The following is a 13,335-nucleotide window of genomic DNA, read 5'->3' on the forward strand; positions in this document are numbered from 1 at the left end:
TCAGGTGAGTGAGGCGTCAATCCCCCGGAAGCGTGGTCCGGGTCGGCCGCGCAGGCTGCCGGTCGAGGAACAACGCGGGCTCGTCCTGGCGGCGGCACGGCAGGTGTTCGCCGCCCGCGGCGTCCAGGGCGCGACGATCGAGGGGATCGCGCGCCAGGCCGGGCTGACCAGGCAGGCGGTCTACGAACTGTTCGGCGACAAGCACGAACTGTTCACGCACACCGTCGCCGACACCGAGGAACTCGCGTACCGGACCATCGCCGAACGTGGTTCGGGCGACCCCGAGCTGGACCTGAAGTCCTGGGCACGCAAGAACTACGCGACCATGTTCGCCTTCGTCGCCGAGCATCCGGACGCGCTGCCGGTGCTGCAGGAAGCCGAACGCACGGGCGACCCCGCGGCGACCCGCCTGCGTTCCCGGCTCGCCGAGGTCTACACCGCCGCGAGCGGCGAACGCTGGGCCGCGTTCGGGATCGAGCCGGGGCGGGCGGACACCGCGCTGGTCGCGATGTACTTCGCGATGACGGAGGTGCTGGTCACCCTGTCCTGGCCCGGCGAGCCACCGGACCCCGACGCGCTGATCGACCTGCTCACCGAGTTCACCATCGGTGGCGTGCTCCGCCTCTACAGCCACGCGCCGGACGTACTCGACCGGTTGCGCTGAGCCCGGCCACGTCGCGGACATACTGTTCGCTGGGCGGCCTGCCCGGTTTCCTTCGCCGGGGCGGGACTTTCCGCGAGATCAGCAGTGCCCGAGCATGTCGGTGAGCGTTGACTTCTCCGCGCTGTTGACCGTCAGGTTCCACCTGGACTTCACGGCGATCCACATCTCCGCGTAGGTGCACCAGTAGCTCGTGAGCGACGGCTTCCACTCGTCGGGCGAGGCGTCGCCCTTCGCCTGGTTGACGTTGTCGGTGACCGCGATCAGCTGCGGGTCGGCCAGGTCATTGGCGTAGGCCTGCCGCTGCGCCTGCGTCCACGAAGCGGCGCCGGTGCGCCACGCGTCGGCAAGCGGGACGACGTGGTCGATGTCCACGTCGGACGGGGCGGTCCAGGTCGCGCCGTCGTACGGGCTGTACCAGCTGCCCGAGGTCGGGTAGCAGTCGGAGCCGGTGGTGACGTTCGTGCCGTCGCGTTTGAGCACGACCTCGCGGGTGTTACAACTGTTGCCCTGGTCGATCCAGTGCGGGAACTTGTCGCGCGAGTAGCCGTCGAGGCTGCCGTCGGCCTTGACGGTGAGCGCGGCCAGCTCGCTGCGCGCGGTCGATTCGGAGGGGATACCGGGCGGCGTGGCCAGTGCGGTGCCGGTGAACCCGGCAGCCACGATCACGGAGACAGTGAGAACGGTGAGCGTACGGGAACCAGGCATGCTCTGAGCGTGAGCGAGGAAAGTGACGGAGGCAATACTGGTGGGTGATTTACCGACGTCCGTAGGATGACCAATCCGACCTAAAGTAGGCGGACCGTGATCGCCGTGACTGCCGGTCGGATTGGGACCGAACGACGCAGCACGTTCTGTAGTCAGGCGAGTCCGCGGATGAGCCGCAGATCCTCGGTGTGCCGGTACCAGGTCCACTTCGTGACCGCGCGCGGGAACGGCACGCCGTCGCTGACCGGCTGAGCCGGGATGCAGCCGAGCTGGAACGCGCGGCCGGCCAACGTCACCGGGCGTTTGAACAGGAGGCCCTTCACGATGCGAACCGTCATCCCCGGGCCGCCTTCGCCATCGGGCGACACTTCTATCGACCGCGCGGTACCGCGCAGCGCGACTTCGTCGTCACAGTAAGCAACTCCGCGGATAGCGCCGAATGTGCCTCTTCCCACTAACACGCCGCCGTTGTCGTCGCGCAGGAGCGGCACCGGGTCCACTTCGCCCCGCGTCGCGAGCGCGAGTGCGCGGGCCGGATCGGTCGGCAGCCCCCACAGCGCCGCGACCTCCGAACGCGGGTCCGAGGGCACGAAACCGACCCGTGTGGTGGCGAGCTTTTCCTTGCGCAGCAAGCGAAGCACGACGGCGGCGAGGTCCGCGTCGGTACCGGCGACGATGAGCGGATCGGCGTCGAGCAGCGGGTCCACCTCGTCCTTGCCGGGCCGCTCGCCGACCCGGTGCACGGCGAGCCCGTCCAATTCGGGCAGCGCGGGCACCGACGCTCCGCAAACCAGTACCTGTCCCCGCACGTCCCGGCCCTCCGTTACGCTCATGCACCGGCTCTCAATCCTCGCCGAATACCTGGAGTGTCACATGCCGGCCATCGTGCTGATCGGTGCCCAATGGGGCGACGAAGGCAAGGGCAAGGCCACCGACCTGCTCGGCGACCGCGTCCAGTGGGTCGTCCGCTACCAGGGCGGGAACAACGCCGGGCACACCGTCGTGCTGCCCGACGGCGAGAACTTCGCCCTGCACCTGATCCCTTCCGGCATCCTGACCCCCGGCGTCACCAACGTGATCGGCAACGGGGTCGTCGTCGACCCGGGTGTGCTCCTCGACGAACTCGACGGCCTGGAGAAACGCGGCGTCGACACCGGCGGCCTGCTGATCTCCGCCGACGCGCATTTGATCATGCCCTACCACGTGGCGATCGATAAGGTCACCGAGCGCTACCTGGGCAGCCGCAAGATCGGCACCACCGGCCGCGGCATCGGGCCGTGCTACCAGGACAAGGTCGCGCGGGTCGGGGTGCGGGTGCAGGACCTGCTCGACGAGAAGATCTTCCGCCAGAAGGTCGAGGCCGCGCTCGAGTTCAAGAACCAGGTGCTGGTCAAGGTCTACAACCGCAAGGCGCTCGAGCCCGACCAGGTGGCCGATGAGGTGCTCGCGGCCGGCGAGAGGTTCGCGCATCGCATCGCCGACACCCGGCTGGAACTGAACAAGGCACTCGAGCGTGGCGAGACGGTGCTGCTGGAGGGTTCGCAGGGCACGCTGCTCGACGTCGATCACGGCACGTACCCGTTCGTGACCTCGTCAAATCCGACCTCGGGCGGCGCGAGTGCCGGTTCGGGCATCGGGCCGGGCCGGATCACCACCGTGCTGGGCATTCTCAAGGCGTACACGACGCGCGTCGGCTCGGGGCCGTTCCCGAGCGAGTTGCACGACGAAATGGGCGAGCACCTGCGCAAGGCCGGCGGCGAGTTCGGCGTCACCACCGGCCGGTCGCGGCGCACCGGCTGGTTCGACGCGGTGATCGCCCGGTACGCCGCGCGCGTCAACGGGATCACCGACTACTTCCTGACCAAGCTCGACGTGCTGTCCGGGCTGGATCGCGTCCCGGTCTGCGTCGCGTACGAGGTCGACGGCTTCCGGACCGAGGACATGCCGATGACCCAGACCGACGTGCACCACGCCGTGCCGATCTACGAGGAACTGCCGGGCTGGTGGGAGGACCTGTCCGAGTGCCGGTCCTTCTCCGACCTGCCCGCGAACGCGCAGGCCTATGTGGAGCGGCTCGAGGAGCTTTCCGGCGCACGGGTTTCCGCGATCGGCGTCGGTCCCGGGCGGGACCAGACCATCGTCCGGCACGAGTTCATCTGAGCCCGCGGAAGGCCGCGCGGTAGACGGTTGTTCGGCCACCCGGACGAAGATTCAGGCTGTGACGGCCTCCGGCTCCTCCTCAGCGGGGACAGCCGGCTTCTTCGGCAGGAAGAGCGCCGGGATGAAGCACACCGCGACGAGGATCAGCGCCCAGAGGAACGTGGACGCGAACGCGTCGGCCGAGGCGGCGGCCGCGGCGTCGTGTGTCCGCGGGTTCATGATCAGCGCCGTCGCGGCGAGCTGGCCCTGGCTGGTCGGCACGCCGAACTTCCCGGCGAGCAGGCTGGCCAGGATGATCGACATCACCGCCGAGCCGATCCCACCGCCGGCCTGCTGCACGATGTTCATCGTCGTCGACGCCCGCGCCACCGACCGCTGAGTCAGCGTCTGGAGGGCAGCCGCGTTGATCGGCATCATCGTGGCGCCCATCCCGAGCCCCATCACGAACAATCCGGCCATCAACACCAGGTACGGCGTGTTCGCGCCGACCTGGGTGGTGAACACCGCCAGGCCCGCGATGATCACCAGGATCCCGGGCAGCACGACCTTGCCCGGCCCGATCTTGTCGGCGAGCCGCCCGGCGATGGGCATCGTGATCATCGCGCCGATGCCCTGCGGCGCCAGCAACAACCCGGCCTGCAACGCGGACTCGCCGCGCACCAGTACGAAGTACGTGGGTAGCAGGAGCATCGAGCCGAGGAAGGCCAGGATGAAGAAGGACATGGTGAGCATCGCGACCGCGAAGGTCCTGTTCCTGAAGAGCTTCAGGTCCACCAGCGGGTTCTTGATCCGCCCGGCGCGCAGCACGAACGCGACGATCAGGGCGAGCCCGGCGACCGCGGGCAGCCAGACACCGACCGAGGAAACCCCGCCCTCCTGCGGGATCTTGGACACGCCGAAGATCAGCAACGCGAGCCCGGGCGAGAGCATCAGCATGCCGGGGAAGTCGAACTTCTCCGCCGGGCGCGGTTCGTCCTTCGGCAGGATCCGCCACGCGAGCAGGAACGCGATCGCGCCGATCGGCACGTTGATGTAGAAGATCCAGCGCCAGCTCACCGCGTCGACGAGCCAGCCGCCGAGGATCGGCCCGCCGATCGGCCCGAGCAGCATCGGCACCCCGAGCACCGCCATCACCCGGCCGACCCGGTGCGGGCCCGCGGCCCTCGTCATGATCGTCATACCGGCCGGCATCAGCATCCCGCCGCCGAAACCCTGCAGCACGCGGAACGCGATGAGCGACTCGATGTTCCACGCCATCCCGGCGAGCATCGAGCCGAGCAGGAACAGCCCGATCGACAGCAGATACGGCCGCTTGCTGCCGAACCGGTCGCAAGCCCAGCCGGTGACCGGAATCACGGTCGCCAGCGCCAGCATGTAGCCGGTCACGACCCACTGGATGGTGTCGAACGAGGTCTTGAACTCCAGCGTCAGCGCCTGCAGCGCCACGTTCACGACCGTGGTGTCGAGAATGGCCATGACGGCGCCGAGCACGACGACTCCGGCGACCTTCAGCACGGCCGGATCGAGCTTGTCGGAATCCGCAGGTCTGGGCTCGGCAGTAGTCATGGGATCCGTTTCGCGTCGGGGAGCAAGGCAAGGCGCAGCCGAAGAAGCGCCGCCCCGCTGCGAAACCCCCTCAAGCTGCTATCGAGACTATCGAAACGGAAAAACGTGACGCTACGGCTTTTCGCCGTGGGCTGAAGCATTTCCGCTGGGGCCAAGCGCTACTGTTGCCCGCACCACCACGGCTTCCCCGAGCGCGCGCCGGGGAAGTCCCTCGGTACCGGCAGACCCGCCGGTTGACCGGATTGGTGGTTGTCCATGGGTCATCCTCGCCCTCGCCGAAGCACTCGAAATAGACGCAGGGGACCTGCTTCACGGACTGAAAGCAGATCCCCTGCCGTAAGAACGCGCTACGCGCCGGTTACCGCGAGCAACGCCGTGTCCGGCTGGTCGGCGAAGAACCCGTCGATTCCCGCTGCCAGGAAAGCGGATTCCTCGGCGAAAATGTCGCCCCACGCGGTCGGGTCCGAAGAGGAGCGCAGGTTCGCGGGCAGGAAGGCGTTCTCGTTGCGGAAGGTGTACGGCGCCACCTTCAGCCCGGCGTCGTGCGCGTCGCGCACCAACGTCGTCGGCGCGGCGAGGTTCCCGGCCGCGTCGCGCGGGATGATCTGGTTCTTGTCCGGGCCAAGATAATCGGCGTAGGTCGAGATCTCCTTCAACCCCGCGGGCGTGACCAGATCCGCGTACGTGCGCTTGTCGCCCTTCGCGACGAAGTCCGCCGGCGCCCCGGTTGCCGACGTCAGTTGCAGCAGCGGCACGCGCACCTGCTTGCTCAGCGCTTCGAGGTTCGACACCTCGAACGACTGGATGATCACCGGCGCGCTGCGCCGGTTGAGCCCGTTGCGGTTGAGGATGTCGACCAGCTTCGGCTCGGTCGGGTTGCCGATCGAGGTGAAGTACGTCGAGTGCTTGACCTCGGGATACGTCCCCAGCGTGCGGTGCAGTTGCCGGCCGAGGCGCGTCGTCAGGTCCAGCACCTCCTGGTACGTGGCGATCTGCCAGCGCCCGTCGTAGATCGTATTGTGCGGGCGCACCTCCGGGATCCGCTCGGTCGCACGCAGCGTCTTGAGTTCGGCGAGCGTGAAGTCCTCGGTGAACCAGCCGGTGAGCGCGTTCCCCTCGATGACCTTCGTGGTCCTGCGCGACGCGAACTCCGGATGCCGCGCGACGTCGGTGGTGCCGCCGATCTCGTTCTCGTGCCGCGCGACCAGCCGGCCGTCCTTGGTCGGCACAAGATCCACGTCCACCCAGTTCACGCCCTGGCGGAAGGCGAGCTCGTACGACGCGAGCGTGTGCTCCGGGCGGTACCCGGGCGCGCCGCGATGGCCGACGACCACCGGACCGCGGTCTTCCGTGCGCGTGTCCTCGACCGCGCTCGACGGGCTGGCCAACCCGAGCAACGCCAGCCCGGACAACAGTCCCACCACCATTCGTGTCCGCATGATCACCACTGTCCAGCGGACACACTGCGAAAGCGGCAAAACGGATCGACGCGTCGTCGTCGGGCGGGTGAACGGCGCGTGCGGGGTGCCCGGTTAGTCTCAGGGCGTGCGCGTTCTCGTCATCGGGTCAGGTGCCCGCGAACATGCCCTAGTCCTCGCCGCTTCGCACGACCCGGCGGTGACCGCGCTCGCGTGCGCCCCCGGCAACGCGGGCACGGCTTCGGTGGCCGAGCAACTCGGCGTGGACGTGGCCGAACCGTCGGCAGTCGCCGAACTCGCCACGAGCTGGCGTGCGGACCTCGTGGTGATCGGCCCCGAAGTGCCCCTGGTCGCCGGTGCCGCCGACGCGGTCCGCAAGACCGGGATCGCCTGCTTCGGCCCGTCCTCGGCGGCGGCCCGGATCGAGGGCTCGAAGTCGTTCGCGAAGGACGTGATGGCCGCCGCGAAGGTGCCCACCGCGCACGCCGAGACCGTCGACAACCCCGCCCGGCTCGACGAGGCGCTCGCGCGCTTCGGGCCCACCTGGGTGGTCAAGGACGACGGGCTCGCCGCCGGCAAGGGCGTCGTCGTGACGACGGACTACGACCAGGCCCGCGCGCATGCGATGACCCTGCTCGACGGCGGGCATCCGGTCCTGCTGGAGTCCTTTCTGGACGGTCCGGAGCTGTCGCTGTTCTGCCTCGTCGACGGCCGCACGGTGGTCCCGCTGATGCCGGCCCAGGACTTCAAGCGCGTCGGCGACGGCGACACCGGGCCCAACACCGGCGGGATGGGCGCCTACGCACCGCTGCCATGGGCGCCCGAAGGGCTGGTCGAGCGGATCGTCGCCGAGATCGTCCAGCCGGTCGTCGACGAACTCGCCGCGCGCGACGCCCCGTTCACCGGCCTGCTCTACGCGGGCCTCGCGCTGACCTCGGACGGGCCGCAGGTCATCGAGTTCAACTGCCGCTTCGGCGATCCGGAGACCCAGGTCGTGCTGTCGCTGCTGGGCACCCCGCTGGCCGGGCTGCTGTACGCCACCGCGACCGGCAAGCTCGTCGAGCACCCGCCGCTGGACTGGCAGCAGGGCGCCGCGGTCACCGTCGTGATCGCCGCCGACGGGTACCCGGGCGTCCCCCGTGCGGGCGACGTCATCACCGGTTCCGAGGCCGAGGGCGTGCTCCACGCCGGGACACGCCGCCGGGACGACGGCGCGGTCGTGGCGCACGGCGGCCGCGTGCTTTCGGTCGTGGGCACCGGCCCGGATCTCGCCGCGGCCCGCGCCCAGGCGTACGAACGGGTCGCGAAGGTCCACCTCGCCGGTTCGCACCACCGCACGGACATCGCGTTGCGCGCGGTCAACAGGCAGGTGACGGTCCCCGCCGGATAACGCGAACTCGGCCCACGCACACCCGGACGTTGGTAGCCTGCTGAGGAGACTGGCGGTCACCGTCCGTACCCGGGAGAGTGCGCACCATGGCAGAAACCACCGTGAGCGCGTTGAGCACCGCCGTGCCCGGGGTGCCCGGTGCGGCGGACATCCATGTGGAGCCGGGCCAGGTGCGCCAGGTGGCCAAGATCATCAGCGACCAGGCAGACGCGCTCGCCGACCGGGTGCGCCAGCTGCTGGTTGAGCTGACCATCGACCCGCCGGCGCAGGATGTGGTCAGCTCAACCGCGGTCGACGCGTGGAACAGGCTCGTCGCGCGCGGGGACGGCTCGTACGCCCATCGCGTGCAGAGCTACATCGACCAGCTGCGGCAACTCGCCGCGCAGTTGCGGACCGCGGCCGGCCACTACCAGGCGGGCGAGGACGAGAAGATCGCGGCGCTCGAGGGGAAGGCGAAGTGAGCACCTTCGACAGCAGCCGCTACGACGTTCCGACGCTCGTCGAGAAGCTGCGGGACCAGCGCTTCGACGGCTACGACCCGGAGAGCCTCGCGCTCGAGGTCGAGAGGTTCCGCGAGGGCAGCGGCACGGCGAACATGGGCGACGCGGTCGAGGCCCTCAAGCAGATCGCCGGCGCGCTTTCGCACACCGACACGACGCTGCGTGAACAGCTCGGCGCGCTCGGGGTGTCGTGGCAGAGCCAGGCCGGCGGGCAGGCGAGCGCCGCCGTGTCCGGCCAGGCCGGGTTCTCCGCGGACGCCAACACGAAGGTGGCACAGGCCGCGGAGCTGATCTTCGAGCAGGGCGAGGCGTTCAACCGGACCAAGAACAAGCTGCCCGAACCCGACGCACTCCGCCAGGGCGAGGGCGGCTACACACTGGCCGACACGTTGTTCAGCCTCTTCGGCTTCGAGACCGATCACGCGGCGAGCGTGAAGACCGGTATCGAGGCGAAGGCGCAGGCCGTCGACGCGCTCAACGCGTATGCCCACGACAGCGGTGAGTATCTCGCCGCCTCGCAGCCGGTCGCGGAACCGCAGTCAATGCTGGCCTCGCCGGGTGCCGCCGTCGGGTCGGTCGCCGGGCCGACAATCGAGCCGGTCCCGCCGGCGCCCGAAGTGCCCGAGGTGCCGGACACGTCACCGACCGTGGCCGCGAGTGCGAAGGACGCGCCGGTCCAGACCTCACCCGTGACAGCGGCGGCGCCGTCAGCGAACGCGCCGACCGGCCTGCCGGTGTCCGCGCACCAGACCGGTGCCGGAGCGACAGCACCCTCCCAGGCGACCGTCCCGAGCACCGTCGCGGCGCCTGCGCCTGCCCCGGTGACCGAGCCGATCACCGCGGTCGTCGGCGGCTCCCAGCGGCCCGGCCAGCAGGAACGGACCAGCCAGCCGGAGACCGCCGCCAGGCCCTCCGGTCCGGGCCCGGTGGCTCCTCCCGCGCCCGGTCAGCAAGTCGGAGTCGGCGGCGGTGGGGTCGTGAGCGCGACGCCCGGCGGGGAGAAGTCGGCCGCCGCCCCGGGCAAGCCAGGCGGTGTACCGGCCGAAGGCGCGGGGCACGCGCTGCGGACCGGCGGCGAACGCTTGCTGGCGGAGGGAAAGTCCTTCGGCGCCGTAGCCGGTGGCGGGAGCGCGCCCGCGAACGTCGGGCTCGGGCTCGGCAGCGTCCGCGCCGTGGGCGGCGCCGGGGCGCTCGCGGAAGGTGCGCCCGCGATCGGTGCGGCCGGGGTCGGCGGCGTGACCAGCGGCGAACCGGAACGTGACCGGCCCGCCCGCGGTAGCGCACCGAAGGGCGCCCGCCCGTTGCCCATCGGCGACCTGCCGGAGGAAGAGGAAGCCCTGCGCGCCCGCAAGGCGGCGCCCGAGCCGCCGACCGGCCACCGCACGCGCGCGATCCTCGAACCGGCCGCGACGCAGGACGGCGAGGAAGACGGTCACCACGTGCGCCGGTACGGCGTCGACGACCGCGACCTGTTCACCGATCCGCGTGAGGTCTCCACCGACCTCATCGGCGGCAAACCACTGCCGGAAGAGTGAGCGCCCCGCGGGGCAGCCTCGTGCTGTCCACCACGGAGTTCGACGTGCTGTGGGAGACCGAGCGGCTACCGCCGCCGCATCCCGCGCTGCGCGTGCTCAGCCCCGGCCGCACACACGGCGAACGGCGCGCCCTCGTCGCCGACGCGTGGCTGTCGCTGGGCGAACGGCGGCTGGCCCGCGGCACGCGCGCCTCCGGTGAGCTCGTCGATCAGCTGAACCTGCTCGCCCACCCGAAGGTGAGCATCGACATCTGGGTCTGGGCCGACCGGGAGATCAAGGGTCTCGCGGTCAGCACCGGCAGCCAGGCGCTGCTCGCGGTGATCGACCGCGACGAGGTGTGGCTGATCCCGGCGCGCGACACGTCGCTGCCCGAATCCGCGGTCTCGGTCGCCGGCGAATTGCACGCCGGCGTCGGTCACTCGGTGAGCGTGCCGCACCGGATCGTGCGCGCCGCCGACGCGGACGCCAAGGGCGAGCCGAAGGCGCTGGTCACCGCGCTGGAGGACCGCGGGGTGGCGCTAGCGCAGGCGCAGGAGCTCGCCGGGATGATGGTCGGGATGGCCGCGCGCGGGCAGTTCGGGGTCGAGCGCCTGCGCCGTGACGGCGGGATGCGCCGCGGTGACCGGGTCGTCGCGTTCCACGACACCGATGCCGGCCGGTATCTCGTGCAGCTGGGCGCCGGGGCCGACGGCGACTGGGTGACCGTCGCGCCCGCGGACAACCAGCTGCTCGCCGCCCGGATCTGGGAGTTGCTGGAAGAGGTGTGAGCTCGGCTCACCGGTGCTAGAAAGATCGGGGAACCGCCGCCGCGGTGCGGGCGTCGGAACTACGAGTTTGCGCGAAGGGGGATGACGATCGTGTCGCAGCAGAGCGATCCGGACTCGCTGGAGCACGTGGCCGGCAAGGTCGAGGATCTGCACGACCGCTTCAAGGACTCGAAACAGAAGATGATCGGGGTCGCGGGGCCGAATCCGTTCGGCGATATCAGGCACCCCGACCACGTCCCCGGCGAGCACCCCTCCGAGCACGCGGTCAGCGCGCTGCAGTCCTACCGGGACCGCATGCACGGCCAGTTCGACGCGGCGGCCGAGCTGATGAAGTCCACCGGCGGCGCCCTGCGTGACGCCGCGCGCGCCCTGCGCGGCACCGACGACGCGGCCAGGGACAGCGTCACCGTCAAGGACGGAAGCCTCGACCAATGAGCGCGAAAGCCGAGTTCCCGCCGAACTGGAACGACGTCGAGACGAAGACCCAGCAGGTCGAGAACGTGCGCCCGGCCGCCATCCAGGGCGTCGCCGACCAGTTCCGGCAGGCCTCGAAGGACTCGGCCGACCACACGGTCGCGCTGCGCAACGCGACCGCGGCACTCGGCGGCGGCACCTGGTCCGGTGCGGCCGCCGACTCGTTCTTCAACTACGTCAAGCAGATCGGCGACGCGGGCCAGCGGGTCAACGACCACCTCGACGAGGTCTCGAACGAGCTGACCAACCTGCAGGGCTTCCTCGATCGCACCCAGAAGGAGGTCCAGCAGCTCCGCGACGACGCGCACGGCAAGATCGACGGGCTCAACAAGCAGGCCCAGTCGGACGCCGACGCGGCGCAGGCGCAGATCGACGCGGTGAACAACCACAAGCAGGGCGCGACGATGCCGGCCCAGACGCCGGACCAGATCATCGCGGCGAATCTCAAGGTCACCACCGGGATCGCGAACGACGCGCAGACCCAGATCGGCGGCAAGCTCGACGGGGCCAACCAGGAGATCCAGCGGGTGATGGGCCTGGTGAAGCAGGACGTGGAGGGCGGGTACTCGTCAGTGCCGCCGCTGGGCACCCGACCGCAGTCGATGAAGAGCACCGGCGGCCTGCACGGCGGTTCGCACGGGTACTCCGGCGGCGGTGGCGGCGGTGGCGGCGGTCTCGGCCCGAGCGGCGGCCCTCCCGTGGGCAACCCGCCCGGCAACGTGCAGCAGTGGATCGAAGAGGCGATCAAGGAGCTGCAGGCCGCGGGCGTGAACGTCACCGATGCGGACATCAAGAACATCTGGGCGATCATCCAGCACGAGTCCGGCGGTAACCCACACGCGATCAACCTCTGGGACTGCGTGCCGCTGGGCACGGCAATTCTCACCCAGCGGGGCTGGCTCAAGCACGACGAAGTGGCGGTCGGGGACAGGACGATCGGTTTCAACGCGGCGACCGGCCGCAGCGAATGGACCCGCGTGACCCGCATCGTCCACCACGCGGACGCGCCGCTGGTCAGGCTAGGCAATTCGCGCTGGTACGCGACGACGACGCCGAATCACAGGTGGCTCAACCTGCCGCGGACACATCTCACGCGAACCGATCTGCCCGCTGAATGCCCCGAATGCGGTTGGGGCCCGAGCAGTGGCAACGGTGTGGCGGTGCATCGCGGCAAGATCCACGGCGTCGTTCCGCCGAAGCAGCGGAACGAGTACGCGACCGAGGCGTCGTTCGTCGAAACGCGGGATGTGCGCAGCCGCGACCGTCTGGTGCTATCCGCGCCTGCGGACACGCCCGCCGGGCTCGACATCTCGGTGGTCGAAGCGGCGATCCTCGGCTGGATCGCCGGCGACGGACATGTGGAGAATCGCAGGCACCGGCCCACCATGTCCATCGCGCAGTCCAAGCCACCGATGGTGCAGAAGCTACGGCGGCTGCTCGACGGCGTGCCCCATGCGGTCTACGTCGACAACCGAGGCGGCTGCGGACCCCGCCATCAGTTCCGGCTCGATCACGACTATGCACAGGATCTGCTCATGCGGGCTGGGCACCCGAAGTCGGACGCGGTGGCCCAGGTCCTCGCGATGTCGACCGAGCAGCGCGCCGCCTGGCTGGAGGCGATCGTCGACGCCGAAGGCACCCGCGCGAAGTCGCTGACCGCGATCTACCAGGCGCCGGGCACGATCCTCGATGCGATCACGATCGCGGTCTACCTGTCCGGCCACCGCCCGCGCGTGCTGCGTTCCGTGCGGTCGCACCGGCCGGCGAGCTGGCTGCCGGAGGCATCCGTGCGGCCCAACACCCCGGTCGTCACTGGCGCTTTCCTGACCAGGGAGAACGCGGGCCGTGCCGACGTCTGGTGCGTGACGACCGAGCTCGGTACGTGGACGGCTAGGGAGGACGAGCACGTCTTCCTCACCGGGAATTCCAACGCCGCCGCTGGGCATCCGTCCAAGGGCCTCATGCAGTGCATCGATTCGACGTTCAACTCGAACAAGCTGCCCGGGCACGACGACATCTACAACCCGGTGGACAACATCATCGCCGGGGTGCGGTACACGATCGGCCGGTACGGCAGCATCGCGAACACCCCCGGGCTGGCGTCGATGGCCCATGGTGGCGGCTACGTCGGTTACTAGCGCCTCTAATCTCAAGTC

General features: G+C 70.0%; 11 protein-coding genes and 2 pseudogenes. 9 read left to right on the plus strand and 4 right to left on the minus strand.

Annotated elements, in window-relative coordinates; genetic code table 11:
* Positions 1-4 precede the first annotated feature (4 nt).
* Positions 5-664 (plus strand): TetR/AcrR family transcriptional regulator, encoded by a 660-nt coding sequence (locus FG385_RS12995; RefSeq protein WP_235022542.1) that lies wholly within the window; start codon positions 5-7, stop codon positions 662-664.
* Positions 665-742: 78 nt separating this feature from the next.
* Here the strand turns inward: FG385_RS12995 and FG385_RS13000 are convergent, their stop codons facing one another.
* Complete coding sequence (locus FG385_RS13000; protein ID WP_139096950.1) at positions 743-1,369, minus strand: HNH endonuclease family protein; 627 nt, start codon at positions 1,367-1,369, stop codon at positions 743-745.
* Positions 1,370-1,521: 152 nt separating this feature from the next.
* On the minus strand, positions 1,522-2,202 hold the full coding sequence (locus FG385_RS13005) for a hypothetical protein (RefSeq protein ID WP_235022543.1): 681 nt from the start codon (positions 2,200-2,202) through the stop codon (positions 1,522-1,524).
* Between the two features lie 40 nt (positions 2,203-2,242).
* Here FG385_RS13005 and FG385_RS13010 point away from each other — a divergent pair, with 40 nt between their 5' ends.
* Positions 2,243-3,529, plus strand: a complete 1,287-nt coding sequence (locus tag FG385_RS13010) for an adenylosuccinate synthase (RefSeq protein WP_139096951.1) — start codon at positions 2,243-2,245, stop codon at positions 3,527-3,529.
* 51 nt (positions 3,530-3,580) lie between these two features.
* Here FG385_RS13010 and FG385_RS13015 read toward each other — a convergent pair whose 3' ends face one another.
* Positions 3,581-5,095, minus strand: a complete 1,515-nt coding sequence (locus tag FG385_RS13015; RefSeq protein WP_139096952.1) for a DHA2 family efflux MFS transporter permease subunit — start codon at positions 5,093-5,095, stop codon at positions 3,581-3,583.
* 347 nt (positions 5,096-5,442) lie between these two features.
* A complete protein-coding gene (locus tag FG385_RS13020) occupies positions 5,443-6,534 on the minus strand; it encodes a glycerophosphodiester phosphodiesterase (protein ID WP_200834431.1) in 1,092 nt (363 codons plus the stop codon).
* 106 nt (positions 6,535-6,640) lie between these two features.
* Here FG385_RS13020 and purD point away from each other — a divergent pair, with 106 nt between their 5' ends.
* The 7 genes and pseudogenes from purD to FG385_RS13055 all read left to right on the plus strand — a co-directional run.
* Complete coding sequence (gene purD, locus FG385_RS13025) at positions 6,641-7,903, plus strand: phosphoribosylamine--glycine ligase (protein WP_139096953.1); 1,263 nt, start codon at positions 6,641-6,643, stop codon at positions 7,901-7,903.
* 86 nt (positions 7,904-7,989) lie between these two features.
* Positions 7,990-8,364, plus strand: coding sequence for a PE domain-containing protein (locus FG385_RS13030; protein WP_139096954.1), 375 nt, complete (start codon positions 7,990-7,992; stop codon positions 8,362-8,364).
* Positions 8,361-9,938, plus strand: coding sequence for a hypothetical protein (locus FG385_RS13035; protein WP_139096955.1), 1,578 nt, complete (start codon positions 8,361-8,363; stop codon positions 9,936-9,938). Before FG385_RS13030 ends, FG385_RS13035 begins: the two co-directional genes overlap by 4 nt.
* Positions 9,935-10,705 carry an ESX secretion-associated protein EspG gene (locus FG385_RS13040; RefSeq protein ID WP_139096956.1) on the plus strand — a complete coding sequence of 257 codons (771 nt, stop codon included), beginning with the start codon at positions 9,935-9,937 and terminating at the stop codon, positions 10,703-10,705. The genes FG385_RS13035 and FG385_RS13040 overlap by 4 nt, the downstream gene beginning before the upstream one ends.
* 81 nt (positions 10,706-10,786) lie before the next feature.
* The gene (locus FG385_RS13045; protein ID WP_139096957.1) at positions 10,787-11,140 is read left to right on the plus strand and encodes a hypothetical protein; all 354 of its coding nucleotides are present in this window, start codon (positions 10,787-10,789) and stop codon (positions 11,138-11,140) included.
* A pseudogene (locus FG385_RS34840) lies at positions 11,137-11,418 on the plus strand (WXG100 family type VII secretion target); the annotation flags it as partial. The gene FG385_RS13045 and the pseudogene FG385_RS34840, both read left to right, overlap by 4 nt.
* A 1,683-nt stretch (positions 11,419-13,101) precedes the next feature.
* Positions 13,102-13,317 (plus strand): annotated as a pseudogene (locus FG385_RS13055) (transglycosylase SLT domain-containing protein); the annotation flags it as partial.
* Positions 13,318-13,335: the final 18 nt, after the last annotated feature.

This window comes from Amycolatopsis alkalitolerans, from assembly GCF_006152065.1.
Classification (GTDB): Bacteria; Actinomycetota; Actinomycetes; order Mycobacteriales; family Pseudonocardiaceae; genus Amycolatopsis_E; species Amycolatopsis_E alkalitolerans.

Coding starts and splice junctions, on each gene's coding strand:
- FG385_RS13000 (WP_139096950.1), bottom strand. CDS start 1,369: ATGCCTGGTTCCCGTACGCTCACCGTTCTCACTGTCTCCGTGATCGTG.
- FG385_RS13005 (WP_235022543.1), bottom strand. CDS start 2,202: ATGAGCGTAACGGAGGGCCGGGACGTGCGGGGACAGGTACTGGTTTGC.
- FG385_RS13010 (WP_139096951.1), top strand. CDS start 2,243: ATGCCGGCCATCGTGCTGATCGGTGCCCAATGGGGCGACGAAGGCAAG.
- FG385_RS13015 (WP_139096952.1), bottom strand. CDS start 5,095: ATGACTACTGCCGAGCCCAGACCTGCGGATTCCGACAAGCTCGATCCG.
- FG385_RS13020 (WP_200834431.1), bottom strand. CDS start 6,534: ATGCGGACACGAATGGTGGTGGGACTGTTGTCCGGGCTGGCGTTGCTC.
- FG385_RS13030 (WP_139096954.1), top strand. CDS start 7,990: ATGGCAGAAACCACCGTGAGCGCGTTGAGCACCGCCGTGCCCGGGGTG.
- FG385_RS13045 (WP_139096957.1), top strand. CDS start 10,787: ATGACGATCGTGTCGCAGCAGAGCGATCCGGACTCGCTGGAGCACGTG.